Below are 25715 nucleotides of genomic sequence, written 5' to 3'. Positions count from 1 at the left end.
GCCGCCAGCAGTTCGGATTTGACTTCGTCCAACACACGCTTGCCTTCGGCGCCCTGAATACGGGCGATATCGTCCTGATATTTCAGCAACGTCCCAAGCGTATCCGAAACAGTCTCCGGATCGAGCGCCAGCCGATCGAGTTCAGTCAAGGCGGTCGCCCAGTCGATCGTCTCGGCGACGCCCGGGTTCTTGAAAAGGTCGAGCATGCGCAGCCTCTGCACATAGGCGACGATCTGGCGCGATAGCGCTTCGTTGCAGCCAGGCACCTTGCGGCGGATGATCTCAAGCTCCTGCTCGGCCTCAGGATAATCGACCCAATTATAGAGACAGCGCCGTTTCAAGGCGTCATGGACTTCGCGCGTCCGGTTGGTGGTGATGATGACGATGGGCGGTTCGGCTGCCCGGATGGTCCCGAGTTCCGGCACCGTCACCTGAAAATCGGACAGCACCTCCAGCAGGAATGCCTCGAAAGCCTCGTCGGTGCGATCCAGTTCATCGATCAGGAAGACCGGCGCCCGACCGCCAACGGTCGATAGCGCCTGCAACACCGGCCGGCGGATCAGATAGCGTTCGGAAAAGATATCGGCCTCGATACGGTCGCGGTCGGTGAGGCCTGATGCTTCCGCAAGACGGATTTCCAGCATCTGCGCCGGATAATTCCATTCATAGACAGCCGAGGAAACATCCAGACCTTCATAACACTGCAGGCGGATAAGCGGCCGGTCGAGCGCCTTCGACAGGACCTTGGCGATTTCGGTCTTTCCGACGCCGGCCTCGCCCTCCAGAAAGAGCGGCCGCTTCATCTTCAATGCGAGAAACAAAACCGTGCCGAGCGCGCGTCCGGCCAGATAGTCATGGGCGCCGAGCAACGCCATCGTCTCATCGATCGAACTCGGCAGCGAAGGTAATGTTTGATCCGCCATGATAACTCCCTTGCAGGGGTTATAGCGTGTGATAGCCCCGGTTCATATAGAGCAATGCCGGCTTCGGTTCGCTGTAGCGTATGGCCATCACTTCGCCAAAGATGATGTTGTGCGTGGAGGCCTGCTTGATCTCGAGCACGCGGCAATCGAAGGCGGCAAGAGCATCGGCAAGCACGGGCGCACCCGTCGCCAGCGTCTCGAACTTGCCGGCAGCGAAGCGCTCGTCGACGGTCAGCTGCGTCTTGCCGGAAAAGGCATCGGCCAGGGCTTGATGATCCGCGCCGAGCGTATTCAGAGCGAAGACGCCGCTTTTGAAGAAGATCTCGTTTTTCTCGTTGCTGTTGTTGAGGCAGATCAGAACCGTCGCAGGGCTATCCGACACCGAGCAAGCGGCTGTGATCGTGACGCCCCGTCGCTCCGCACCGAGCGCCGTCGTCACCAGTTGCACATGCCCCGCATAACGGCTCATGGCATCGCGATAAAGCGCCGGGTCCATACGCTGCCTGTCTAGCACCACCGTCTCCTTTGTTGAGTCGTGCTCGCCTAACATTCTATATGACGGTCAGGTGTTAGCTTTTCTACAATAGCATTATTGAAAACAGAGCGATTTTGCTGCTTTTTCTTTGACGATGCCTCGCAGACGGATAAATAAGGCAGGAAAATTGTCCGGGATACTCCATCGATGAACGTTCTGCGTCGCCTTCCGCTCCTGCTTGCGCTGCTTTCGGCGGCCGGCAGCAGCTATGCCGCAGGAATTCACATCGGCGTGGTTGCACCGCAGGACGGTAATTTCGCAACGCTCGGAGCGGAGATAACCGCCGGCGCAAATTTCGAGATCCAGGCCCAAAAGGATACGGCCACCGTGGTCAACGAGCCTTGCACGGAGGATGGCGGCCGAGCCGCCGCTGAAGCGCTGGTGGCTGCCAAAGCACAAGTTGCAATCGGCTTTCTCTGCACAGAGACCCTGGAGGGCGCGCTGCCGCGCCTCAAGGATGCCGGCATTCCCGTCATCACCGTTTCCGTGCGCTCGCGCATCCTCATGGAAGATGCGTTGAAAAATGGTTGGCCGCTCTTTCGCCTGGCGCCGGTCGATAGCGCCGAGGCGGCCGTGGCGATCGATACCATCCTGAAAAATTGGGCTGCGGAGCCGATGGCGCTGATCGATGACGGCACGATACACGGCCGCGAATTGGTCGGCGCTATCCGCAACGCACTGGAGGAAAAGGGGCTGAAGCCCGTTTTCACCGATACGTACCGTCCCGGCCAGGACCAGCAGATCGCGCTTGTACGCCGTCTGAAGAAAGCGGGCGCAACTCGCGTCTTCGTCGGCGGCGACCGCAGCGATGTCGCCGTAATTGCCCGCGACGCGAAGAACGAGAACATCCCGCTGGTCCTGATGGGCGGCGACGCCATGCGCGCAGCAGATCAGCCCCTTCCCTTGCTGGAGGGTGTGCAGGCGATTGCGCTACCCGATTATACCAGCCTGCCGGCAGCCCAGTCTGCGGTACAGGCGATGCGTGCGGGCGGTATCGAACCCGACGGCTATACCCTGCCGGCCGCAGCAGCGGCTCAGATCGCCAGCCAGGCGGCGGACGGCGCCAAGGCGGACAATAAACCCATTGCCGAAAAGCTCATGGGAACGGTTTTCCAGACAATGATCGGCCCTATCTCGTTCGGACAGAACCACGAAGTGACCGAAAACCCCTATCGCCTGCTGGAATGGCGGGGCAATGCCTTCGTGCCGGTGACGCCATCGAACTGAGGCAAGCCGTTCTGGCGGTTGTTTGCCCGTTGCAGCGGTGGTAATCCAGGCGCGAAATAATCAGTTGGAGCTCAGCTACCCATGACCTTGCCGATCCGCATTGCCCCTTCCATTCTCGCTGCCGACTTCGCCAAGCTCGGGCAGGAGGTCAAGGATGTGACCGAAGCCGGCGCCGATTGGATCCATCTCGATGTCATGGACGGCCATTTCGTGCCGAACATCTCCTTCGGCGCTGATGTCATCAAAGCGCTGCGCCCTTACACGACAGCCACTTTCGACTGCCATCTGATGATCTCGCCGGCCGATCCCTATCTCGAAGCCTTCGCCAAGGCCGGCTGCGACCGCATCACGGTCCATGCCGAAGCCGGCGTGCATCTGCATCGCTCGCTGCAGACGATCCGCCATCTCGGCAAGAAGGTCGGCGTCACCCTCAATCCGGCAACCCCGCTTTCCGTGCTGGAAAACGTGCTCGACGATATCGACCTGATCCTGATCATGTCGGTCAATCCGGGCTTTGGCGGCCAGAAGTTCATCCCTGCCATGGCCGACAAGATCCGCAACGCCAAGTCCCTGATCGGTGACCGTCCGATCGAACTGGAAGTCGATGGCGGCGTCTCCGTTGAAACGGCCCCTCTGATCACCGCTTCCGGTGCCAACGTCCTCGTGGCCGGCTCTGCCATCTTCAAGGGCGAATCGGTCGATGCCTACAGGCAGACGATCGGCGATCTCCGGGCGGCGGCCGAACGAGGCCGCGTTGGATCAAACTAATCCGACTGATGTCGTTATAGCGACGGGCCGGACTCGGACCGTCGTCTCGCATTGTCTTGAAGTTCTGGGCAATGCGATCTGCTGGGGGGCGGCCATGGCCGCCTCGGCGATCGCGGCGCTCTATTTGCGCAACGGGCTACTGACGAGCCATCTTGGCGCGCTTACCCTCGTCTACTTCTTCGGCGGCGCCCTCTCCTGGCCCATCCTCGTGCCGCTCACCCAGCGTTTTGCCCGCCAGCGGCCGACCAGCGTGCGTTTTGCCGCCTTCTTTCTGGCCCTCTCCGTAGGCACCGCGGCGATGACAGCCTTCCTTTTCGCCATGGACTATCGTTGGTTCTATTCGCGCTGGCATGCACCATTCGGCTCGCTCATCTGGATCTTCCAGTTCCTGTTCACTGGCGCCAGCGCCGTCTACCAGTTCGCCGTCCTCGGCCTCGCCCTGTTTTTGCCGCTCGGCCTGCTATGCCTGATCGTTGTTTCGGCCTATCTTGCGCGGCAGAGAGATTGAGGCCCTGAAACATTGTGCCTCTGAAACATTGTGATTGCCGCCCGTCTTTGTTATGGGGGCGCCGAGTTTTCCCTTTCCGTCAGCCAAGAAAGCTTTGAGCCTATGATCCCGCGCTACTCCCGACCGGAAATGGTCGCCATCTGGTCTCCCGAAACCAAGTTCCGTATCTGGTTCGAGATCGAGGCCCATGCCTGTGATGCGCTGGCTGCGCTCGGCGTCATTCCGAAGTCAGCAGCGGATACGATTTGGGAAAAGGGTGGCAAGGCAACGTTCGACGTTGCCCGCATCGACGAGATCGAAGCCGTTACCAAGCACGATGTCATCGCCTTCCTGACGCATCTTGCCGAAATCGTCGGGCCGGACGCCCGCTTCGTCCACCAGGGCATGACCTCCTCGGACGTGCTCGATACCTGCTTCAACGTCCAGCTCGTGCGCGCCAGCGACCTGCTCATCGCCGATATTGACAAGCTGCTGGAAGCCCTGAAGCGCCGTGCCTTCGAGCATAAGGACACCGTCACCATCGGCCGTTCGCATGGCATCCATGCCGAACCCACCACCTTCGGCGTCAAGCTGGCGCTCGCCTATGCCGAATTCGAGCGCTGCAAGCAGCGCCTGATCGCAGCCCGCGAGGAAGTCGCCACCTGCGCGATCTCCGGCGCCGTCGGCACCTTCGCCAATATCGACCCACGCGTCGAAGAGCATGTCGCAGCAGCCCTCGGCCTGAAGCCGGAGCCGGTCTCGACGCAGGTCATCCCGCGCGACCGTCACGCAATGTTCTTCGCCACGCTTGGTGTCGTCGCCTCCTCGATTGAACGTCTCGCCACCGAAATCCGCCATCTGCAGCGCACAGAAGTTCTGGAAGCCGAAGAATATTTCTCTCCGGGCCAGAAGGGCTCTTCCGCCATGCCGCACAAGCGCAATCCGGTGCTGACGGAAAACCTGACGGGTCTTGCCCGCATGGTCCGCTCCTATTCGATCCCGGCCATGGAGAATGTCGCTCTCTGGCATGAGCGCGATATCTCGCACTCCTCCGTCGAACGCATGATCGGCCCGGACGCGACCGTGACGCTCGATTTCGCGCTGGCCCGGATGACAAGCGTCATCGACAAACTGCTCGTCTATCCGGACAATATGATGAAGAATCTGAACAAGTTCCGTGGACTTGTTCATTCGCAGCGCGTGCTGCTGGCGCTGACCCAGGCCGGCGTCTCCCGCGAGGATTCCTATCGGCTCGTCCAGCGCAACGCCATGAAGGTTTGGGAGGAAGGCAAGGACTTCCTCGAGGAACTGCTGGCCGACCAGGAAGTGCGTGCGGCTCTCTCGGAAGCAGATATCCGCGAAAAGTTCGACCTTGGCTATCACACCAAGCATGTCGACACGATCTTCAAGCGGGTTTTCGGCTAGAATTTCCGGCTTTCGATTGCGCTTTGCTTGAGGCGGTGCCGCTGACGCGCCGCCTCTTTCTGTTGTTGGCGGATGTGGCCGCGATAGCGCGATCATGCTCGATGCTCTCGCCAGCCTTGCCCTGATGTTGTTCAGGTTCGCGCTTTGCCGCCTTTTCGACCAGCCGGTCGAGGTGCTTCAAATCCTCTTCGTCAAGATTTTCGATCCCGATGAAGCGGTTCTCGGCCGCGCTCGTCAGAATAAGTTCGTTGAGCTTGGCCTGGATGGCCCGCGTATCGCGCGTCTGTGCATTCTGGAGCAGAAAAACCATCAGGAAGGTGACGATCGTCGTGCTGGTGTTGATGACCAGCTGCCATGTGTCGGAGTAACCGAAGATCGGCCCGGTGGCTCCCCAAAGAACCACCGAAAGCAGCGCCAGCACGAAAATGGCCGGCTTGCCGGTCCATTCCGAAACCACGACTGCGAAACGGGTGAAAATATGAGTAAGCCGCGCCATGATCCGCATCTCCTTATGATGCGGATCAACGTGAAAACCGCCCCGCGGTTCCAATGATGCAGGCTTCCGCCTATGCCGGCTTGGTCTAGCTTTCAGTCACAATCAGCTTGCGATAGAGATGCCAGGATGCATGGCCGAGGATCGGCATGACGACCGCCAGCCCGGCAAAGATCGGGATGGTGCCGATGACGAGCAGCGCCGCCACGATCAAGCCCCAGACGGCGATGGGCACCGGATTGGTCAGCGTCGCCCGGATACTCGCATCGATCGCGGCGACGACACCGATGTCACGGTCCAACAGCAGCTGGAACGTAACGACAGTGGTCGCCAGGGCCACGAGCGCAAAGACAAAGCCGATCAGATCGCCCCAAAGCATCATGGCCATGCCTTCCCGCGTCGTCAGTACGCTCGACACGAAGGATGGAAGCGTCGGGGGAACACCATCGCCAAAATAGATGAAATAGATATTCCGCGCCACGAAGAGCCAGACGATGAACAGGCCGAACAGCATGAGGCCGGCAACGATGATCGACGGCAAGGCTGATGAGAAGCGCACGTCGAACGCATGGCTCCACGACGTATCCAGCCCCTTTTCCCGCCGCCTGCTGATCTCATAAAGGCCGATCGCGGCCAAGGGTCCAAGCAGGGCAAAACCGGACATCAGCGGAAACAGCAATGGCAGCAGATTCTGGTCGGTGCTCCAGATCGCCAGGGCGATGCCGGCAATCGGATACATTAGGCACAGGAAGACATAATGGGATGGTTTTTCGCTGAAATCGTCCAGTCCCATTTTCAGGGCATCGACGAGATCGGCGATAGCGATCTTACGGATGGCGGGACGCGTAAAAGTGTGGTCTGCTCCAACCATGACGTGAAAGGCCGTCATAATGCTCTCCTCCTCAACCGTGGTGCTCGGTTGGCGGTGCTGGATGGCGGCAAAACGGGTCGCCGACATCGTCATTCGCTACCGGCAACGGCAATCCTAGCAAATTTTGCCGCAATTGTCGCCTTTTCCCTTGACAGTTGGGCTCCCCTTTTCCACATCGGCGAAATCATGAAAGCCTCCGACGCAAACATCCTCATCATTCCCGGCTACACGAATTCCGGCCCCGACCACTGGCAGACGCGCTGGGAACAGAAGCTCTCGACCGCACGGCGCGTGGAACAGGCGGAATGGTCGAAGCCCGTGCGCGACGATTGGGTGGCCCGCATTGCGGAAGAAGTGAATGCGTCGGACAAGCCCGTCGTGCTGGTCGCGCATTCCCTCGGCGTTCCCTCGGTGATCCATGCAATCCCGCATTTCCGCAACAAGGTCGCAGGCGCATTCTTCGTCGCACCGCCCGATGTCGCCAATCCCGACATCCGGCCGAAGCATCTGATGACGTTCGGCCCCTATCCGCGCGATCCCCTGCCATTTCCGTCGATCACGATTGCCAGCCGCAACGATCCCTTCGGCAGCTACGAGCATGCGGACGATATCGCCAATAGCTGGGGTTCGATGCTGATCGATGCCGGCGAAGCTGGCCATATCAACACCGAATCCGGTCACGGCCCCTGGCCGGAGGGCACGATGGTCTTTGCAAAGTTTCTCAGCCAGCTGAAGCCGTAGTATTATCGCTAAATGATCATGGATAGAGGCATGCCTCGCCTCACTAGCCTGTGAAGTACAGGGCGCCTTCATTCCATCATCAGATAAAAACCTGTAAAACAGGTCATGACTGGACCCCGAATCTGGCATTGGCATCCCGCTAAGGCCGGAATTCCAAGGAAGGAGGCGCAGGCGGATTGTGAATTCGCTTCTTATCCGTTATGGGGACGCCCACATACGATCCACTTGCGCTGTCCCATGAGCGCCAAAGACAGAGAACAATACCAATGAACCGTCGCCGCCGTATTTACGAGGGCAAGGCCAAGATCCTTTACGAGGGGCCTGAGCCGGGCACGCTGATCCAGTTCTTCAAGGACGACGCCACCGCCTTCAACAAGAAGAAGCACGAAGTCATCGATGGCAAGGGCGTTCTGAACAATCGCATCTGCGAGTATATCTTCAGCCATCTGAACAAGATCGGCATTCCCACCCATTTCATCCGCCGCCTCAACATGCGCGAGCAGCTGATCAAGGAAGTGGAGATGATTCCGCTCGAGATCGTCGTGCGCAACGTTGCCGCCGGCTCGCTCGCCAAGCGCCTCGGCATCGAGGAAGGCGTGGTCCTGCCGCGCTCGATCATCGAGTTCTACTACAAGTCCGATGCGCTAGAAGACCCAATGGTCTCCGAAGAGCACATCACGGCTTTCGGCTGGGCCAATCCGGCCGAGCTCGATGACATCATGGCGCTCGCCATCCGCGTCAACGACTTCATGACCGGTCTTTTCCTCGGCGTCGGCATCCAGCTCGTCGATTTCAAGATCGAATGTGGCCGCCTGTTCGAAGGCGACATGATGCGCATCATCCTCGCCGACGAAATCTCGCCGGACTCTTGCCGTCTCTGGGACATCGAAACCCGCGAAAAGATGGACAAGGACCGCTTCCGTCGCGACCTGGGCGGCCTGCTCGAAGCCTATTCCGAAGTGGCACGCCGCCTCGGCATCATCAATGAAAACGAACCCGTGCGCGGCACGGGCCCGGTTCTCGTCAAGTAAGTTCAGAAAGGACAATCGTGATCAAGGCTCGTGTAACCGTCACGCTGAAGAACGGCGTTCTCGATCCGCAGGGCAAGGCAATCGAAGGCGCGCTCGGCGCACTCGGCTTTGACGGCGTTCATCAAGTCCGCCAGGGCAAGGTCTTCGATCTCGAGCTTGAAGGCACCGACAAGAACAAGGCCGAAGCCGATCTGAAGGCCATGTGCGAGAAGCTTCTCGCCAATACGGTCATCGAGAACTTCAGCATTTCGATCGACTGATTGTCCTCTTTCGCGAGCCATCCTTCCTTTGTCTGAAGCAATGAAGTATGGCTCACGAAGCACATTCCAGCGATTACTCTTCGCCTATTGCGGGAACAGCATCATGAAATCAGCAGTCGTCCAACTCCCCGGCCTCAATCGCGATCGCGACATGATCGCGGCGCTGACCAAGATTTCCGGTCAGGCGCCCGTAACGGTCTGGCAGACGGAAACCGAAATCCCGGATGTCGACCTGATCGTCATTCCCGGTGGCTTTTCCTACGGCGATTATCTGCGCTGCGGCGCGATTGCCGCCCGCATGCCGATCATGCAGGCGATCAAGGACAAGGCCGACAAGGGCGTCAAGGTTTTGGGCGTCTGCAACGGTTTCCAGATCCTTCTGGAAGCGGGCATGCTGCCGGGCGCGCTGATGCGCAACGCCTCGCTGAAATTCGTCTGCCGCGAAGTGAAGCTGGAAGTCGTCAATGCCGAAACGGACTTCACAGCCGCCTATGCGAAGGGCCAGGTCATCCGCAGCCCGGTCGCCCATCACGACGGCAATTATTTCGCTGATGCCGAGACGCTGAAGGCGATCGAGGATAATGGCCAGGTGGTCTTCCGCTACGCCGAAGGCACCAATCCCAACGGCTCGGTTAACGACATTGCCGGCGTCATGAATGCCAAGGGCAACGTGCTCGGCATGATGCCGCATCCGGAAAATCTTATCGAAGCTGCCCATGGCGGCAGCGATGGCCGTGGCCTCTTCGCCTCCGCGCTTGGCGTGGTCGCAGCCTGATAACGGCCGCCCCACTATCGGAACCATAAAATCGGCGTCTTTGCATAGAACAGCAGGGCGTCGCAAAGCGATCCGGTACACTTTAGCAGACCTAATAGCCTCATTGGAAAGAGTTTGATGCGCCCTCGCCTCCTCACAGGACTTTATTCCGCCGCTGCCATCGCGATGCTTGGGCTGTTGGTCACCTCGTGCGGCCCGCGTCCGCCGAGCATCACCGCGACCGATCACAGCGCCCTGTCGACGATGGAGCGCATCATGCTCAGCGCCAATGCGTGTTGGTTCAAGTCTTCGGACCCGGCTTTCGCCAGTTATCAGCTCGCTCCTGAGCTCAACTCCTTCACCGGTCGTCCGCGCATCCTCGTGGTCGACAAGAAGCATCCGACCGGCCGACCGTCTCTCGTCGTGCAGGCGGAAGGCAATCCCGCGCAGCTGCAGGCCTTCGGTCCGATGATGGCAGGCGCTTCCGGCGGCCGTATCACGGGCGACGTCAATCGCTGGGCTGGTGGTTCGAAGGCTTGCAGCTAAGTCGATGGCCTTAGGCTTTCCCGCCCCCCGGGGAGGCCTCGCAGCCAGCGCATGACGTGCCCTCTACGCGGAGATCATTGTCATGGACAGATTTATCATTCTCTCAGGCTGCTCCGGCGGCGGCAAATCGACGTTGCTGGAGATGCTCAAGCGACGTGGTCACCACATCGTCGAGGAGCCGGGCCGTCGCATCGTCATCGAGGAACTGCAAGGTGACGGTTCGGCCCTGCCATGGGTCGATGCATTGGCATTTGCCCGTCGGGCGATCGCCATGTCGCTGACTGACCGCGAGAAAGCGGCGCAATTATCCGGTTTGGTCTTTTTCGACAGAGGACTGATCGATGCCGCATCGGCGCTCGAATATATGACGGGCGAACCCGCCCTGGCTTTGCTTGGCCAATTGCATCGCTACAACCGACATGTCTTCCTGACCCCGCCATGGCCGGAAATTTACGTCGGCGATCGCGAAAGAAGGCACGATTTTACGGCGGCGGTTGCGGAGTATGACCGGCTGACTGCCGCCTATCCCACGCTCGGCTACGAAGTCCATATCCTACCGAAAATCGGCGTCGAGGAACGCGCCGATTTCGTTCATTCCGTCCTGAGTCTCAATTAGACGCCAGACAGGTTGATGCCAAGATCGGCTCGTGCCGGCACTCAATCCCAAAAGAACGACTTATTGACTTCCTTCGCCGCCTCGCGACGCGTCAGGCCGATGTCGGACAGCTGGTCGTCCGTCAGGTCTCTCAGCACACGCCGTCCCTCGCGCTTCTCCAGCCAATGCACGTAAAGCGCCCACAGCCGGCCTATCCAATGCGGCCTTGGCTGCGCCGCTCTAATTCCCACGCCCGCCGCGCAGGGGTCTCCCACTTCGGTCGAACAGATCGTAACCATTGTACTCATCTTCATTTCCACATAATGGTGACAATTTTGATGCATCGAGCCAAACGATGCAAATTGACTCATACTCTTGACTCGAAGATGGGGACAATCTAAGAAATTGTCATTATGACAAATTGGCTTCCTGACATTTCCAGCGGAACCGGCCCGGTCTATATCCGTGTAGCCGATGCCATCGAACACGCGATTACTCATGGCGTCTTGCCACCCGGCACCAAGCTGCCGCCGCAGCGCAATCTCGCCTATGATATCGGCGTGACCATCGGCACGGTCAGCCGGGCCTATGCCCTCGTGCATGAACGCGGCCTTGTCGCCGGTGAAGTCGGCCGCGGCACCTATGTTCTGGAGCGTTCGAACGGCAAGCAGATCGAGCTCGTCGATCCGATCACCCAGGCGCTTGCCGGCACCCGAGGCCTGAATACGCCAGATGCCAAGATCCGCTTCGATACCACCGCCGCTCCCGATATCGGCCAGGGTGTGATCATCGGCAAGCTCTTCGCCGACATCAGCAGCGAGCATCAGACGGAGATCTCTTCCTATTCAAGGAACTTCCCGGCGAGCTGGTTTGAGGCAGGACAGATCTGGCTTGCCCGCAACGGCTGGCAGCCGGCAATCGAGACAATCGTGCCGACGCTCGGCGCCCATGCCGCCGCCATAGCAGTCATTTCGGCCGTCACCTCACCGGGCGACAAGATCGTCTTCGAGAATCTCACCTATACCCAGATCAGCCGCGCCGCGCGCCTGCTGGGACGCCGCACGATCCTGGTGGATTCGGACGAGCACGGCATGATCCCCGAGGATTTCGAGCGCCTGTGTCAACAGCAGCATCCGCGCCTCGCCTTCCTGATGCCGACAGCCCATAATCCCACCCTGGTGACAATGCCCGAGGCAAGACGCCGAGCGATTGCCGCCATTGCGCGCCGGCATAGCGTATGGCTGATCGAGGACGACCTCTATGGCGGCATGACCGGCGATCAGAACCCGCTGATGGCGGCCATTGCGCCGGAACGGACTTTCGTCGTCAGCAGCCTGTCGAAATCGGTGACAGCCGGCGTGCGCGGCGGCTGGGTCGCCTGCCCGCCGCATTTTGCCCAGCGCATCAAAGTTACGCACAAGATGACGACGGGCGGCCTGCCCTTCATATTGGCCGAAACCTGTGCCCGACTCGTGCTGGGCGGCCATGCCCTGGAACTGCGCCGCAAATCCGTCGAAGAGATCAAGGCCCGTGAGCAATTGGCGCGCGAGGCATTATCGGGCTTCGAGTTCAATTCGCATCCGCATCTGCCGTTCCTTTGGCTGAAGCTGCCGGAACCCTGGCTTTCGGGTACCTTCAAGAATGCAGCGCTCTCCGAAGGTGTGCTCATTGATGATGAGGATGAATTCAAGGCCGCGCGAATCGACAGGGTCTATCATCGCGTCCGCGTCGCCTTTTCGTCGCCGCCACAGCGAAAAGATGTTGCCGCCGGGCTCATGACATTACGCAGGTTGTTGGAAAACGGCTCGTCGGGATACGATAGTCACATTTAAGCAAGCCTTAGCAATTTATCGACAGACATCTTGCGCAAATGCGATTTCGCCGTCTCGACTCTTAGCACGCTACCATTCTATCAATAAAAAATGAGGATTCGCCCGCCACACCAGGGGGAGTGCATGGCTATTGCAAGCTTTTTCAGCAAGCGTTTGGTTTCGAGTTTTCTGGTAATCAGTTCGGTATTTGTTGCAGGTCAATCGGCCGCAACCGCTGCAGATACGGTGGCGGCTACTCCCGCCGCTCCAGTCAAGATTTTCGACGAACTGCGTTTTGGCGCTAGCGGCTCCATCCAGAGCGGCAACGAGCATGAAAGTGGTGTCTTCCCGGATGTCCAGGTACTTTTCAATCCGTTCGGCTATAATCCGACAGCGGATTGGAAGGATCAGCTGACGCATCCGCGTATCCACGTAGGCACATCGATCGGCACGTCGGGCTCTGCGACGCAGGTCTATGGCGGCCTTTCCTGGACGCTAACGCACAGCAACGGCATCTTCACCGAACTCGGCTTCGGCGGCACGGTGCACACGGGCAACCTGGATGACTGGCGAGAGCATGGCCCGATGCTCGGCTGCCGCCTGCTCTTCCACGAATATGCCGGCCTCGGCTATAATTTTGACAGCCATTGGAACGTAATGGCGCAGATCGCGCACTCGTCGCATGCCAATCTTTGCGATGGGCCTAACGGCGGCATGACGCGCGCCGGTATCATGGTCGGCTACAAATTCTGATCTCGCACAACGGCCGGCGACGGCCGCACGCGTGATTTCTCCAGCATCATTGCCGGCGTGTTGTGAACGCCGGTGATTTTCCTGTCGCACGACAGGGAGACTTGCGCTAAAGAGACCCCGATCCCTGACCGGTCTTCCAATCCTTTACAGGCAAGGACACTCGAGCGCCCATGACCATTTCCAATTCGATCCAGATCACCCCCGAACTGATTGCCGCCCACGGCCTCAAGCCGGATGAATATCAGCGCATTCTGGATCTGATCGGCTGCGAGCCTACTTTCACAGAGCTCGGCATCTTTTCGGCCATGTGGAACGAGCACTGCTCCTACAAGTCCTCGAAGAAGTGGTTGCGCACCCTGCCGACCAAGGGACCACGCGTCATCCAAGGCCCTGGTGAAAATGCCGGTGTCGTCGACATCGATGATGGTGATTGCGTTGTCTTCAAGATGGAGAGCCACAACCACCCCTCCTACATCGAGCCCTATCAGGGCGCTGCCACAGGCGTCGGCGGCATCTTGCGCGACGTCTTCACCATGGGCGCCCGCCCGGTCGCTGCCATGAACGCCCTGCGTTTCGGCGAGCCGGATCATCCGAAGACCCGCCATCTCGTCTCCGGCGTCGTTGCCGGCGTCGGCGGTTATGGCAATTCCTTCGGTGTTCCCACGGTCGGGGGCGAAGTCGAGTTCGACGCGCGCTACAACGGCAATATCCTGGTCAACGCCTTTGCGGCGGGCCTGGCCAAGTCCAATGCCATCTTCCTTTCGGAAGCCAAGGGCGTCGGTCTGCCGGTCGTCTATCTAGGCGCCAAGACCGGTCGCGATGGTGTCGGCGGCGCGACCATGGCATCTGCAGAATTTGACGAATCGATTGAGGAAAAGCGCCCGACCGTTCAGGTCGGCGATCCCTTTACCGAAAAGTGCCTGCTGGAAGCCTGCCTGGAACTGATGCAGACGGGCGCCGTCATCGCCATCCAGGACATGGGTGCGGCCGGCCTCACCTGCTCCGCCGTCGAAATGGGCGCCAAGGGCGACCTCGGCATCGAGCTCGATCTCGACAAGGTACCGGTCCGCGAAGAGCGAATGACGGCCTATGAAATGATGCTGTCGGAAAGCCAGGAGCGCATGCTCATGGTGCTGCAGCCGGAGAAGGAAGCCGTCGCCAAGGCGATCTTCGTCAAATGGGGTCTGGATTTTGCCATTGTCGGCAAGACGACCGATGATCTGCGTTTCCGCGTCATCCATCAGGGCGAAGAAGTCGCCAACCTCCCGATCAAGGATCTCGGCGACCAGGCTCCGGAATATGACCGTCCGTGGCGGGAATCCGACAAGCGCGCCGCGCTGCCGGCCGACCTCGTTGCCGCGCCGGAAGACTACGGTCAGGCTCTGCTGAAGCTCGTTGGATCCGCCAACCAGTCCAGCCGCCGCTGGGTCTATGAGCAGTACGATACGCTGATCCAGGGCAATTCGCTGCAGCTTCCCGGCGGCGACGCCGGTGTCGTCCGCGTCGAGGGTCATGCGACGAAGGCTCTCGCCTTCTCCTCGGACGTCACGCCACGCTATGTCGAAGCCGATCCCTTCGAAGGCGGCAAGCAGGCCGTCGCCGAATGCTGGCGCAACATCACGGCAACCGGCGCCGAGCCGCTGGCCGCGACCGACAACCTGAACTTCGGCAATCCGGAGAAGCCTGAAATCATGGGCCAGTTCGTCGGCGCCATCAAAGGCATCGGCGAAGCCTGCCGCGCGCTGGATTTCCCGATCGTCTCCGGGAATGTCTCGCTCTACAACGAGACTAATGGCGTCGCGATCCTGCCGACCCCGACCATTGCCGGCGTCGGTCTTCTTCCGGACTGGAAGGCGATGGCGCGCATCGGCTCCGCCTCCGAAGGCGACCGCGTGCTGATGATCGGCCTCGACGGCACTCATCTCGGCTCGTCGATCTATCTTCGCGATATCATTGGCTCGACGGATGGTCCTGCTCCGGAAGTCGATCTCTTTGCCGAACGCCGCAATGGCGATTTCGTCCGCTCCGCCATCCGCAATGGGCAGGTCACGGCCTGCCACGACATTTCCTCAGGCGGTCTCGCACTCGCCCTGGCAGAAATGGCGATGGCATCCGGCAAGGGCCTGCGCATCGACCTCAGTGAAGGCCGGACGCTGCCACATGCCGCACTTTTCGGGGAAGATCAGGCCCGCTACGTCATCGCCGTTCCGGCCGATGTCGCCGATTTCGTCTGCATCAACGCAGAAAGCGCCGGCGTACCCTTCCGCCGTCTCGGAACGGTCGGCGGTGACGCACTCGTCGTCGATGGCCTGTTAACGCTTCCGGTTGAACAGTTGCGCAATGCGCATGAATCGTGGTTTCCTGCCTTCATGGATGGCAGCGCGCTCGCTGCCGCGGAATAATCGAGGTACCACTCATGCCCATGAACCCCGGCGATATCGAAGACATGATCAAGGCCGGCATTCCCGGCGCCAAGGTGACGATTCGCGACCTGGCCGGGGATGGCGATCACTATGCAGCCGAAGTTGTCGCGGAAGCCTTCCGCGGCAAGAGCCGCGTGCAGCAGCACCAGATGGTCTATGATGCACTGAAGGGCAATATGGGCGGCGTGCTGCACGCCCTTGCACTGCAGACGTCAGCGCCCGACTGAGAGCGCCTGCACTTCTTCGCCGGAGTTGAAGCTCAGCTCCGGCAATCTCTTCGGTGAGAATTCGGCGAAATCCGAAGCCGACAGTGGACCGGCCGTCATCAGCGTGAAATCGAAGAAAGCCCGGAGATCGGGACCGAGCACATATTGCCGGTGAACCCGAAGGAAATCGCGCTTGATCTTCTTGTAATGCTTCTCCGAGAGCATCTGCTTGAAGCGGATGAACAGGATCGAAGCCTGTGGGACATCCTCATGTCCGCAAACAGCCGCGACTTTCGTCTTATAAAAATGGATTGCATCGGTCAGACAGTGAACGTCGAGCCAGAAGATGTCCTTGCAGCGAGCGATCAATCCCACACGTGAGCGCAGCACCTTTGCCGGCCGCATGAGAGCACATTGCAGGATGGCACTGCCAAGGGTCGTAAACACCACGCGTTTGCCCTGTAGCAGGTCCGGCTCGCGCTCGAGCAACAGACCGATCACGTGAGCGGCCACGGACGAGCCCATGCTATGCGAGGAGATGACGAATTCTTCGACGTCGGGCTCATCCAAGGCTTGCCGGACGCTGACGGCGCTCGCTTCCAGCCATTGTTCCGCGCCTATTCCGTTCAGCCCCGCCATCGCGACCGCCATCTCCCAATCGGAGAAGAGATGCAGAGTATGCAGCTTCTCGGCCTGTGGCAGGAAGACATAGACAAAGAAGGCGACTGCGAGCGCGATACTGCCGATATGGCTCCAGGCGGGCAGTCCGAACAGGATTGGCGTAAACGCGATCGATAGGCTGAGAATCAACCCCACGAGCATCAGCAGAAAGGGAAAGATGAAGAACAGGCCGAAGCGCCACGCATGACGGAAATAGCCGGCCATACCGCCCGAAATGGCAACCTTTGCGGCGGCGAGATAGCCCTGAACGAGCCGCGTGAAGAATGGCCTGCCGTTCAGTATGGCAACCAGATCATTATGATCGACGATATGAATGCGGCTTTGAGTATGCCAATCCGCAGCTGTCGCCATGACATCGAAATACGGTGCTCGGCCAAAATTCTTCAACTCCCCCACCGAGCTGGAAAAATCCCAGGCGACGGCACTCTGCCGAGCGGAACGCTCATAACGAGCCCGATGTGCGGCAGCATCCAGCGGCTCGAAGCCAGGGAAGTGGAGAACCACCCTCTTCTTGATAGAATTCATATTGTAGTCTGTCCCCGGGGCGCCAGTAGCACTGATGAAATCTGAACATCGCCAAGACCATGGCCTGCCGGCTTTTTCATGGCAGACCGCAATAAATCATCCAAAAAACAAAAACATAGGATCAAACGTTTATAACCGCTTCAGCCCGCATGACGGATGCACAACCGTCGTTAGCCGGCTTGTTCGCCGTGCCAAGGGTAAAAATCCGAATTCCGATATATCAGCACTCCCGGCGCGGATAGGGAGAGATATCGGCACAGGAGTCCACCGACGGCGCAGTTATGATTTTCTCAACGGCCGGTGGCGTGGTCGACGGCGGCGTCGGTGCAGTCGAGGCCCGGTAACCGAAAGCGATGCTCAGAATAAGCACGATGGCACTTACGGTCACGGTACTGTTCAGGATCGATGCTCGTGGTGTGCGTACATGCTCGTAATATTCCCGCTCCCCTTCACTCGTATCTTCAGAGCTATAAAATTCCCGCTCTTCCCCAACCTGCCCTTCGGAATAGTGATGGTGGCTCATGGAGTCCGCTCCCTCAAGAAATATGCGAATGCAATGCCGATAAGGGACCGATACGCGCCAAATCGCATCAATCGGCAGACTCTAACAAACATACCGTTGGTTTGTAAATTAGGTAGCATACTAATATTCATCGTCCCTTGATTATAAGTTGATGTGTGTTGTTCAGGCTTGGAGTTGAAGAGGCGATTTCAAAACGCACTGTTCAAAAAAGACCGCCAATCGACACTTTCCGGACGTTCCTGTTAACGACTGATGCCGGAAATCTATTCATGCGATGAAAAAGACGGCAGCTTCGTTTTGCCGCTGGAAATCAAGCCGGACGCTTGCTATTTAAGGGACAGATGTAACGCTGCGGACCTTGACCCCGCATGTGAAAGGAACTGGACAATGAGCGGCATTCAGGAATTCATCGCCAACGAAGTTAAGAACAACGACGTCGTTCTTTTCATGAAGGGCACTCCCCAGTTCCCGCAGTGTGGCTTCTCCGGCCAGGTGGTCCAGATTCTCGACTATATCGGCGTCGATTATAAGGGCATCAATGTCCTGGCCGACGCTGAAATCCGTCAGGGCATCAAGGACTATTCCAACTGGCCGACCATTCCGCAGCTTTACGTAAAGGGCGAGTTCATCGGCGGCTGTGACATCGTGCGCGAAATGTTCCAGGCGGGCGAGTTGCAGCAACACTTTCAGGAACACGGCATCAGCGTTCGCGGCGCCGCCTGACCGGGTACCGGGCTCCCCGTCCGGTTTCCATAGTTCAATTTGATCGATATGGCGCTGCCGCCGGGCGGCGCCCTTGACATGTTTATGGGAATAAAACCGTGACGACTTCATCCCAGGCCATGTCCCATGGGCAACTGCCCATGGGCAAACGCGAGTTCATCGCACTCGCGGCCTTCCTGATGGCGATTAACTCACTCGCAATCGACATCATGCTTCCCGCGCTGCAGCAGATCGGTTCCAGCCTCGGCGTGATGAACGAAAACCATCGGCAATATGTCGTAACAGCATATCTGATCGGCTTCGGCTCGGCCCAGCTTATCTATGGCCCCCTGTCGGATCGCTTCGGCCGCCGCATGCCACTCTTGATCGGCATCACCATCTACGTGATTTCGGCATTCGGCATTGCCCTCATCCCGTCTTTCGCAGGTCTGCTGGCGCTCCGCTTCATTCAGGGCCTCGGTTCGGCGGCCACCCGCGTCATCACCGTCTCCATCGTCCGCGACGTCTTCGGCGGCCGCCTGATGGCCGAGGTGATGTCGCTCATCATGATGGTCTTCATGATCGTTCCGGTCATTGCGCCGGGAAGCGGCCAGATCATCCTGCTGGTCAGCACCTGGCACATGATCTTCGTCTTCATCGGCGCCATGGCAACACTCGTCGGCCTCTGGATGTATTTCCGGCTTCCAGAGACGCTGAAGCCTGAAAATATCCGCCCACTGACCGTGAAGTCTGTCGCTGCCGGCTTCAAGATCGTTCTGACGGACCGCGTAGCACTCTGTTACACCCTTGCCAGCACATTCCTCTTCGGCGCGTTGTTCGGCTTCATCAATTCTGCCCAGCAGATCTACAACAACATCTACGGCCTTGGCGTCTATACGCCGCTGGCATTCGGCGGCGTGGCGGCGTTCATGGCTCTGTCGTCCTTCGTCAACTCTCAGTTTGTCGGCCGCTTCGGCATGCGCCGGCTGTCGCACACGGCCCTGCTCGGTTTTGTCGCCATCACCTTCTGTTGGCTGCTGGTGCAGCTTTACGGACCATCGCCGATGCCGTTCCCCCTATTTATGGTCTTTTTCGCACTGGCCATGTTTCAATTCGGCTGGATTGGTTCCAACTTCAACTCTCTCGCGATGGAACCTCTCGGCCATGTTGCGGGCACGGCATCCTCCGTACTCGGCTTCATGAGCACTGTCGGCGGCGCATCGATCGGCGCCTGCATCGGGCAGTTCTATAACGGCACGGCGACACCGATGGTCATCGGCTATTTCACCGTTTCCCTCATCGGCGTCGTCTTCGTGCTGATTGCTGAAAAGGGAAAGCTGTTCCGCCCGCACAATGCGCCTCCTCCGGCCGACCAGTCTCTCGCTTTACATTGACAGGCATATTCGAATGACGACCCCGCCTCAATCCCAGCAGCCGGCCCAGCAGCCTGCACAGTCCGGCTCCAGCCGCATCGGCCTTGGCATCGTGGAATTCATTCTCACGATCGCCCTGATGACGGCCAGCATTTCGATGGGCATCGACAGCATGCTGCCGGCACTGCCGAATATCGGCCAGTCGCTTCATGTTGCCAATCCGAACGACACCCAGCTCGTTATCGGCGTCTATTTCCTCGGTTTCGGCATCTGTCAGCTTTTCTTCGGCAGCCTGTCGGACACCTATGGCCGGCGGTACATCCTGCTCGGCGGTCTGGCCTTCTATACGGTGACCTTGTTTGCCGCAGCCTGGAGCGGCAGCCTGTTTGCCCTGCTGGCGATGCGTTTTGCGCAGGGCGTCGGCGCCGCGGCCGTGCGCATCACCACGCTCGCTATCGTCCGCGACTGCTTCGGCGGTCGCGAAATGGCCCGCGTGATGTCCTATATCATGATCGTCTTCATGATCATGCCGATGGTTGCGCCCTTCGTCGGCCAGATGATCGTCGCCTATTCGAACTGGCAGTGGATTTTCATTCTGCTCGGCATCGTCAGCGCCGGCCTTTTCCTGGTCGCCTTCTTCCGCATGAAGGAGACGCTGCCCGTTGAAGAGCGCTTGCCACTCTCGGTCGCTTCCGTGCTGTCCGGTTTCAAGACCGTGCTGACCAACCGCATCACCTGCGGCTACATGATCGGTCTGACGCTCTACACCGGCATCATCTGCGCCTACATCGTTTCTGTGCAGCAAGTCTTCGGCGAGGTCTACGGCCTCGGCGAAACCTTCCCGATCGCCTTCGCGGCAACGGCAGCCGGCACCGCCGTCGCACAGTTCGCCAATGGCTATTTCGTGCGCAGCTTCGGCATGCGCCGCATTTCCCATGCCGCCATGATCGTTTTCACCGCTTTGGGCGCCATCGGCTACATCGTCGGCATGTTCGGCCAACCGAGCTTCACCTTCATTTATGTGCTGATCTCGGTGATGCTGATGATGTTTGCAGTGATCACCACCAATTGCATGGCAATCAGCCTTGAGCCAATGGGACATCTGGCGGGCACGGCAGCGGCCATCACCAGCTCGATCTCCACGACGGTCGGTGTCCTGCTCGGCGGCATTGTCGGCCAGATGTTCGACGGGACGGCACAGCCGCTGCTTGCCGGCTTCACGGTATTTGGCGCGCTGTCGATCGTCGCAACGCTGTGGGCGGAACGCGGCAAGCTCTTCACCCATCCCGGCGATACGCCGGCGCTGGAGCCGGGCATGGGGCACGTCTGACGAGGTGCCTTCCTTAGGCGCCGCTGCGCGGTCGACTGACCCAGCGCACCGCTGCAGCGATCGCAAGCCCGAAGAGCGGCCACATCGCCCATGGTGTTCCATGCCAGGTGAAAAGGTTGATGGCAACGATCCCGATGCCCGTGATGACAAGGCTCGCGATCGCCATATCGATCGGCGGGTTACTACGGACGTAACGATACGCGTTGACCCACAAAATCGCGAGTATGGGCCATTTCGCCCAAAATTCGCCACCCCAGGTCAATCCGTTAAGAACGGCAAGGCCGCTGCACACGACTAGGGCAACACCACAACTCCGCCGCCAGTCCTGCGGCACGGATTCCCGCATCGCCGCTTCGGGGGTCCGCACGGGAGCCGGCTCCTGGGCCGACCGATAATCGTATGTGGTGTCGACAACCTGAACGCCGCCGATCCGCACTGCATAGCTCGGCACTCCGCCTTCGATGTTCTTGACCTCGAGCTGTCCGAGAAAATCGAAACCGACGCCCACCTTATTGCGGACCTGATCGTAGACCGTGTTGGAAATGACGATGCCACCCGGAGCAGCGCGTGACTGCAGCCGGGCCGCGATATTGACGCCGTCACCATAGAGATCGTCGCCATCCGCGATCACATCGCCGAGATTGAGGCCGATGCGAAAGAGCATCTGCTTGTCGGGATCGGTCATTGCATTATAGCCGGCAAGCTCGTTCTGCGTGTCGATTGCAGCGCGCACGGCTTCGACGACGCTTGGAAACTCGGCAAAGACGCCATCGCCCCAGGTGTTGATGACACGGCCGCCGTGGGCTTCGATGAGCCGTTTCATCGCATCGCGGTAACGGCGAAGAGTGGACAGCGTCCCCTCTTCATCCTTCCCCATAAGGCGCGTGTAATCCTGTACATCGGCGCAGAAGATCGTGGTCAGCTTGCGGCTCGTCTCGGACATCTGTCTCATCCCCGCGGCAAGCGCCGACCAAGGCTCTTGCCTGTTGCAGCAAAGATAGCCCTCCAGCCGTTACTTTCCAAGAGGCGGCGCCGGCTATCGTGGCGTGGTTCCCCTCAAAGAGTGAAGACTTCGCACCGCAACAGCTCCCAGGTATCCTTGTCCACCGCGATCAACAGCCCGCCGTCGAGATGATGCGGCAGATAGGGCGAGCCGTCGAAACGACGGACATAGGCGCCGGCTTCGGCCGAGATCAGCGATCCCGCCAGATGATCCCAAGGCATCAGCTTGTTGTACATGAGGTAGTGCACATAGCCGCCCGCGAGCGTGCGGTACTCATGCGCCGCGCAGCGATAGCAGGTCGTGTAGCGCACCTTGGCGAGATTGCCCATGATCTCCGCGCGCTTTTCCTTGGGCAGAAAACCGGTGGCCGCCATGCCGACCAGCTCTTCCAGCGGGACGGAAGGAGCAACGTTGAGACGCAGCGTCTCGCCATCCGGCCGACGCAGCCATGCGCCGCTGCCGCGCTCCGCAAGCACCCAGTCATCACCCATCGGATCGAAGATGATACCGGCAACGGTTTCGCCTTTCGAGACCACCGAGGCCATGACGCCGAAGGCCGGAATGCCGGCAGCAAAGTTGAACGTGCCGTCGACGGGATCGACGATGATGGCAAGGTCAGCGTCCCCTAGCTTCTTCAGTAGCGACGGGTCGGCCGCAACCGATTCCTCACCGATAAACAGTGCCTCGGGCCAGAGCCGCGCAACCTCTGCCTTTATCATATGCTCGGCCCGCTCGTCGGCTTCCGTCACCAGATCCGTCGCCTCGCTCTTGGCGCGGATATCGTCGCTGCCGAGCCTGCGGAAACGAGGCAGGATCTCTGTCTGTGCCGCACGGCGCAGCACATGAGCAAGCGTGGTAACGTCAACGAGCGATGTCATGCTTTTTCCTTTCGCGTCAGGCGCCGATGATCTCGCGGCGGATCATCCGCCAGCTTTCCTCGTCAGGCGCAGAAATGATGCCGCCCGTCGTTTCACCGGGCTTGTAGGGGGTACCATCGAACTTGGCGGTATAGCCGCCCGCTTCCTGATGCGCCAGCACGCCGGCAAGATGATCCCATGGCATTAGCTTGGAATGGCCGATGAAATGCCATTTGCCCGACGCCACCATCCAATATTCATAAGCCGAACAATTGAGCGAAAAAGCCATGCGGGCCTTCGATAGATTTGCGTTGATCCGCGACCGGTCTGGCTCATCCATATGACCCCAGGATATGGCGCCCGTCATCGCGCTCAAAGGGGCAGGTGCGGCAACGGCAAGCCGCCTCGCCTGCCCGGTTTGCCGGCGCAGGAAAGTGCCGCCGCCTTTCATGGAGGTCAGGGTGTCGCCAAGCACGGGATCGTGGATGATGCTGGCGATCGTTTCGCCATTGGCGACGACGGCGACGATCGTCCCGAAAACAGGCAGTCCGGCCGCGAAATTGAAGGTGCCATCCACCGGGTCGATGGTAAAGGCCAATTCCGCATGCGCCAGCGCCGGCACGACGGACTTGTCAGCCTCATAGGCTTCTTCGCCGACGATCACAGCTTTCGGAAAACGCACCTTCAGTGCCGCGGTGATGTGCCGTTCTGCCAGAAGATCCGCCTCGGTCACGAGGTCGATAGCCGACGTCTTTTCCGATATGTCGCCAGCGTCCAGATTGCGGAAGCGCAGCATGATTTCCTTTGACGCCGCTTCGGCAACGATCGTCGTCACATAGTCGAAATCAGTATCGGAGAAATTCATAGAAGCCTCTGTTTTGTAAGGGCTTCCTCTTATGCCCGATTCGATGACATCGGTGTGGCAAAAGCACTGAATTACGCTGGATCGCCGGAAGATCCCTGTGTCATCAATCCAGCGAAATCGAATAATTTCGGGTCGAGCAGGTGTGACGGGTTCACATGCGCCAGAGCGCGCAGCATCGTATCCTTGCGCCCCGGCATGCGCCGCTCGATATCGGCGAGCATGTCCTTCATGGCATTGCGCTGCAATCCGTCCTGCGAGCCACAGAGATCGCAGGGAATGATCGGGAACTGCATGGCCGCAGCGAACTTGGCGAGGTCGTCTTCCGCCGCATAGGCCAGTGGGCGCAACAGCATCAAGTCGCCCTCGTCATTGAGCAACTTCGCCGGCATGGAGGCCAGCCGGCCGCCATGGAAGAAGTTCATAAAGAAGGTCTCGAGAATATCCTCGCGGTGATGGCCAAGCACGAGCGCATCGCAACCTTCCTCGCGAGCGATGCGATAAAGATTGCCGCGACGCAGGCGCGAACAGAGCGAACAATAGGTTGCCCCCTCCGGCACCTTTTCCTTCACGATCGAATAGGTGTCGCGATATTCGATGCGATGCGTGACACCGATCTTCGTCAGATATTCGGGCAGAATATGCTTCGGGAAATTCGGCTGACCCTGATCCAGATTGCAGGCGACCAGCTCCACCGGCAGCAGGCCGCGCCATTTCAGATCGAGCAGCAGTGCAAGCAGCCCATAGGAATCCTTGCCGCCAGAAAGGCCAACCAGCCAGCGCTTCTGGCCCTTCAGCATCTGGAAGTCTTCCATAGCCTGGCGCACCTGCCGCAACAGGCGCTTGCGAAGCTTGTTGAAGGAGACCGAACGCGGCGCATCGGAAAACATCGGATGCGCGGCGGAACCGCTATCCTCAACCTCGATATCGATGTCGTCTTTTACCGTCGTTGCGATATTCATTCGATCATTCCTTGCATCTCGCCACGCTGATAGCAGAAAGCGGCTCGAGAAGACATGGGTATCAATCCCCGAATACGGACCAGCCAGTGCGCGCCGCCAGCATTTCCAGCGCAACAGCGCCGAGCTGCGAATTGCCGACCTTGTTCAGTCCCGGCGACCAGACGGCAATGGAGCCGATGCCCGGCGCCACGGCCAGAATGCCGCCGCCGACACCACTCTTGCCCGGCAGGCCGACATGATAGGCGAAGTCCCCCGAACCATCATAATGGCCGCAAGTCAGCATCAGCGCATTGATGCGCCGCGCCCGCTTCGGCGAGACGACGGAGTGACCTGTGATGGGATTGCTGCCGCGCGCAGCGAGATAGAGCCCCGCCTTGGCAAGCTGCAGGCAGCTCATGGAAAGCGCGCACTGATGGAAATAAACACCAAGCACATGCTCAACAGGGTGATGAATATTGCCGTAGGCGCGCATGAAATTGGCAAGCGCGAAATTGCGAAAGCCCGTCTGCGTCTCCGAACGCGCGACCTTGTCATCGATGCTAATCGTCTCGTCGTCGGCCACATAGCGCACGAAGCGCAGCAACTCGCCTATCGCCTCGCGCGGCTCGTGTCCAGCGAGTACGACATCGCTGACGGCGATGGCACCGGCATTGACGAAGGGATTGCGCGGAATGCCCTCTTCGCGCTCCAGTTGGACGATGGAATTGAAAGCCGTACCGGATGGCTCACGCCCTACGCGATTCCACAGGCTCTCGCCGACTTTGCCCAGCGCCAGGGTCAGCATGAAGACCTTGGAGATACTCTGGATGGAGAAAGGGACGCCCGCGTCGCCGATGCAGTAGATTTTGCCGTCGACCGTTGCGATTGCCATTCCGAACTGCTTCGGATCGACCTTTGCCAGCTCGGGAATGTAATCGGCAACCTTGCCTTCGCCGATGCGCGGCGAAAGCTCCGCATGAATGCCGTCGAGAATGGCCTGCAAATCCGTCATGAGGCGCTCCAAAGACAAAAAAGCCGCTCAAACCGAGCGGCTTTTCATTCATTAAGA

The 25715-nt window shown here is 59.4% G+C and carries 29 protein-coding genes; 17 read left to right on the top strand and 12 right to left on the bottom strand.

Annotated elements, in window-relative coordinates; genetic code table 11:
• Positions 1–923 (bottom strand): AAA family ATPase (locus AC13RM_RS16565; RefSeq protein WP_488555309.1); only part of this gene is annotated, 923 nt, incomplete at its 3' end.
• A 19-nt stretch (positions 924–942) separates the two neighbouring features.
• Entirely contained in the window at positions 943–1437 is a 495-nt protein-coding gene (locus tag AC13RM_RS16560; protein WP_113229774.1) for a flavin reductase, read from the bottom strand.
• 168 nt (positions 1438–1605) lie between these two features.
• On the opposite strand from AC13RM_RS16560, the gene AC13RM_RS16555 reads away from it, so the two are divergent.
• The 4 genes from AC13RM_RS16555 to purB all read left to right on the top strand — a co-directional run bounded on the left by AC13RM_RS16555 (position 1606) and on the right by purB (position 5365).
• Entirely contained in the window at positions 1606–2685 is a 1080-nt protein-coding gene (locus tag AC13RM_RS16555; protein ID WP_440478684.1) for an ABC transporter substrate-binding protein, read from the top strand.
• 81 nt (positions 2686–2766) lie between these two features.
• A complete protein-coding gene (gene rpe, locus AC13RM_RS16550; RefSeq protein ID WP_113332575.1) occupies positions 2767–3453 on the top strand; it encodes a ribulose-phosphate 3-epimerase in 687 nt (228 codons plus the stop codon).
• A gap of 94 nt (positions 3454–3547) precedes the next feature.
• Positions 3548–3961, top strand: coding sequence for a hypothetical protein (locus tag AC13RM_RS16545; RefSeq protein ID WP_488555308.1), 414 nt, complete (start codon positions 3548–3550; stop codon positions 3959–3961).
• A 102-nt stretch (positions 3962–4063) separates the two neighbouring features.
• Positions 4064–5365 (top strand): adenylosuccinate lyase, encoded by a 1302-nt coding sequence (gene purB / locus AC13RM_RS16540; RefSeq protein ID WP_113229916.1) that lies wholly within the window; start codon positions 4064–4066, stop codon positions 5363–5365.
• Here the strand turns inward: purB and AC13RM_RS16535 are convergent.
• Positions 5346–5861 (bottom strand): low affinity iron permease family protein, encoded by a 516-nt coding sequence (locus tag AC13RM_RS16535; RefSeq protein WP_285173906.1) that lies wholly within the window; start codon positions 5859–5861, stop codon positions 5346–5348. The two genes, purB and AC13RM_RS16535, sit on opposite strands and share 20 nt — an antisense overlap.
• Positions 5862–5946: 85 nt before the next feature.
• The gene (locus tag AC13RM_RS16530; RefSeq protein ID WP_285173907.1) at positions 5947–6747 is read right to left on the bottom strand and encodes a DUF2189 domain-containing protein; all 801 of its coding nucleotides are present in this window, start codon (positions 6745–6747) and stop codon (positions 5947–5949) included.
• A 168-nt stretch (positions 6748–6915) separates the two neighbouring features.
• On the opposite strand from AC13RM_RS16530, the gene AC13RM_RS16525 reads away from it, so the two are divergent.
• From AC13RM_RS16525 to AC13RM_RS16500, 6 genes are all read left to right on the top strand, one after another.
• Entirely contained in the window at positions 6916–7470 is a 555-nt protein-coding gene (locus AC13RM_RS16525; RefSeq protein ID WP_113229915.1) for an RBBP9/YdeN family alpha/beta hydrolase, read from the top strand.
• A 266-nt stretch (positions 7471–7736) separates the two neighbouring features.
• On the top strand, positions 7737–8501 hold the full coding sequence (gene purC / locus AC13RM_RS16520; RefSeq protein ID WP_112339945.1) for a phosphoribosylaminoimidazolesuccinocarboxamide synthase: 765 nt from the start codon (positions 7737–7739) through the stop codon (positions 8499–8501).
• Between the two features lie 17 nt (positions 8502–8518).
• Positions 8519–8761: a phosphoribosylformylglycinamidine synthase subunit PurS gene (gene purS / locus AC13RM_RS16515; protein ID WP_069613006.1), complete on the top strand. Its 243-nt coding sequence runs from the start codon at positions 8519–8521 to the stop codon at positions 8759–8761.
• Between the two features lie 103 nt (positions 8762–8864).
• Positions 8865–9536: a phosphoribosylformylglycinamidine synthase subunit PurQ gene (gene purQ, locus AC13RM_RS16510; protein ID WP_145317230.1), complete on the top strand. Its 672-nt coding sequence runs from the start codon at positions 8865–8867 to the stop codon at positions 9534–9536.
• Positions 9537–9653: 117 nt separating this feature from the next.
• Positions 9654–10061 carry a hypothetical protein gene (locus AC13RM_RS16505; protein ID WP_285173910.1) on the top strand — a complete coding sequence of 136 codons (408 nt, stop codon included), beginning with the start codon at positions 9654–9656 and terminating at the stop codon, positions 10059–10061.
• A gap of 82 nt (positions 10062–10143) precedes the next feature.
• A complete protein-coding gene (locus AC13RM_RS16500) occupies positions 10144–10677 on the top strand; it encodes an AAA family ATPase (RefSeq protein WP_488555307.1) in 534 nt (177 codons plus the stop codon).
• Between the two features lie 41 nt (positions 10678–10718).
• Here the strand turns inward: AC13RM_RS16500 and AC13RM_RS16495 are convergent, their stop codons facing one another.
• Positions 10719–10964, bottom strand: a complete 246-nt coding sequence (locus tag AC13RM_RS16495; RefSeq protein ID WP_488555306.1) for a DUF1127 domain-containing protein — start codon at positions 10962–10964, stop codon at positions 10719–10721.
• Between the two features lie 105 nt (positions 10965–11069).
• On the opposite strand from AC13RM_RS16495, the gene AC13RM_RS16490 reads away from it, so the two are divergent.
• The 4 genes from AC13RM_RS16490 (at position 11070) to AC13RM_RS16475 (ending at position 15870) form a co-directional block, all read left to right on the top strand.
• Positions 11070–12488, top strand: coding sequence for an aminotransferase-like domain-containing protein (locus AC13RM_RS16490; RefSeq protein ID WP_285173915.1), 1419 nt, complete (start codon positions 11070–11072; stop codon positions 12486–12488).
• Positions 12489–12611: 123 nt separating this feature from the next.
• Entirely contained in the window at positions 12612–13220 is a 609-nt protein-coding gene (locus AC13RM_RS16485) for an acyloxyacyl hydrolase (protein ID WP_374817127.1), read from the top strand.
• Positions 13221–13390: 170 nt separating this feature from the next.
• A complete protein-coding gene (purL, locus tag AC13RM_RS16480; protein ID WP_488555305.1) occupies positions 13391–15622 on the top strand; it encodes a phosphoribosylformylglycinamidine synthase subunit PurL in 2232 nt (743 codons plus the stop codon).
• Between the two features lie 14 nt (positions 15623–15636).
• The gene (locus AC13RM_RS16475; protein ID WP_004108912.1) at positions 15637–15870 is read left to right on the top strand and encodes a BolA family protein; all 234 of its coding nucleotides are present in this window, start codon (positions 15637–15639) and stop codon (positions 15868–15870) included.
• On the opposite strand, the gene AC13RM_RS16470 is transcribed toward AC13RM_RS16475, so the two are convergent.
• Both AC13RM_RS16470 and AC13RM_RS16465 read right to left on the bottom strand, forming a co-directional pair.
• The gene (locus tag AC13RM_RS16470) at positions 15856–17055 is read right to left on the bottom strand and encodes a hypothetical protein (protein WP_285173917.1); all 1200 of its coding nucleotides are present in this window, start codon (positions 17053–17055) and stop codon (positions 15856–15858) included. The genes AC13RM_RS16475 and AC13RM_RS16470 overlap by 15 nt on opposite strands.
• Positions 17056–17275: 220 nt before the next feature.
• Positions 17276–17578, bottom strand: a complete 303-nt coding sequence (locus tag AC13RM_RS16465; protein WP_285173919.1) for a hypothetical protein — start codon at positions 17576–17578, stop codon at positions 17276–17278.
• 387 nt (positions 17579–17965) lie between these two features.
• On the opposite strand from AC13RM_RS16465, the gene grxD reads away from it, so the two are divergent.
• The 3 genes from grxD (at position 17966) to AC13RM_RS16450 (ending at position 20983) form a co-directional block, all read left to right on the top strand.
• Positions 17966–18301 carry a Grx4 family monothiol glutaredoxin gene (gene grxD / locus AC13RM_RS16460; protein WP_113229761.1) on the top strand — a complete coding sequence of 112 codons (336 nt, stop codon included), beginning with the start codon at positions 17966–17968 and terminating at the stop codon, positions 18299–18301.
• Between the two features lie 140 nt (positions 18302–18441).
• Positions 18442–19674: a multidrug effflux MFS transporter gene (locus tag AC13RM_RS16455; RefSeq protein ID WP_113229760.1), complete on the top strand. Its 1233-nt coding sequence runs from the start codon at positions 18442–18444 to the stop codon at positions 19672–19674.
• Between the two features lie 13 nt (positions 19675–19687).
• Positions 19688–20983, top strand: coding sequence for a multidrug effflux MFS transporter (locus tag AC13RM_RS16450; protein WP_488555304.1), 1296 nt, complete (start codon positions 19688–19690; stop codon positions 20981–20983).
• Positions 20984–20996: 13 nt separating this feature from the next.
• Here the strand turns inward: AC13RM_RS16450 and AC13RM_RS16445 are convergent, their stop codons facing one another.
• The 5 genes from AC13RM_RS16445 to AC13RM_RS16425 all read right to left on the bottom strand — a co-directional run bounded on the left by AC13RM_RS16445 (position 20997) and on the right by AC13RM_RS16425 (position 25658).
• Entirely contained in the window at positions 20997–21926 is a 930-nt protein-coding gene (locus AC13RM_RS16445; RefSeq protein WP_488555303.1) for an adenylate/guanylate cyclase domain-containing protein, read from the bottom strand.
• A 113-nt stretch (positions 21927–22039) separates the two neighbouring features.
• A complete protein-coding gene (locus AC13RM_RS16440) occupies positions 22040–22864 on the bottom strand; it encodes an inositol monophosphatase family protein (RefSeq protein ID WP_374817139.1) in 825 nt (274 codons plus the stop codon).
• Positions 22865–22880: 16 nt separating this feature from the next.
• A complete protein-coding gene (locus AC13RM_RS16435; RefSeq protein WP_374817142.1) occupies positions 22881–23708 on the bottom strand; it encodes an inositol monophosphatase family protein in 828 nt (275 codons plus the stop codon).
• A gap of 71 nt (positions 23709–23779) precedes the next feature.
• Complete coding sequence (gene ttcA, locus AC13RM_RS16430) at positions 23780–24667, bottom strand: tRNA 2-thiocytidine(32) synthetase TtcA (RefSeq protein ID WP_113229755.1); 888 nt, start codon at positions 24665–24667, stop codon at positions 23780–23782.
• Positions 24668–24728: 61 nt separating this feature from the next.
• On the bottom strand, positions 24729–25658 hold the full coding sequence (locus AC13RM_RS16425; protein WP_113229754.1) for a glutaminase: 930 nt from the start codon (positions 25656–25658) through the stop codon (positions 24729–24731).
• Positions 25659–25715: the final 57 nt, after the last annotated feature.

This window comes from Martinezella sp. CNPSo 3732 (assembly GCF_057784515.1).
This window is presented reverse-complemented; position numbering and strand designations above follow the sequence as displayed.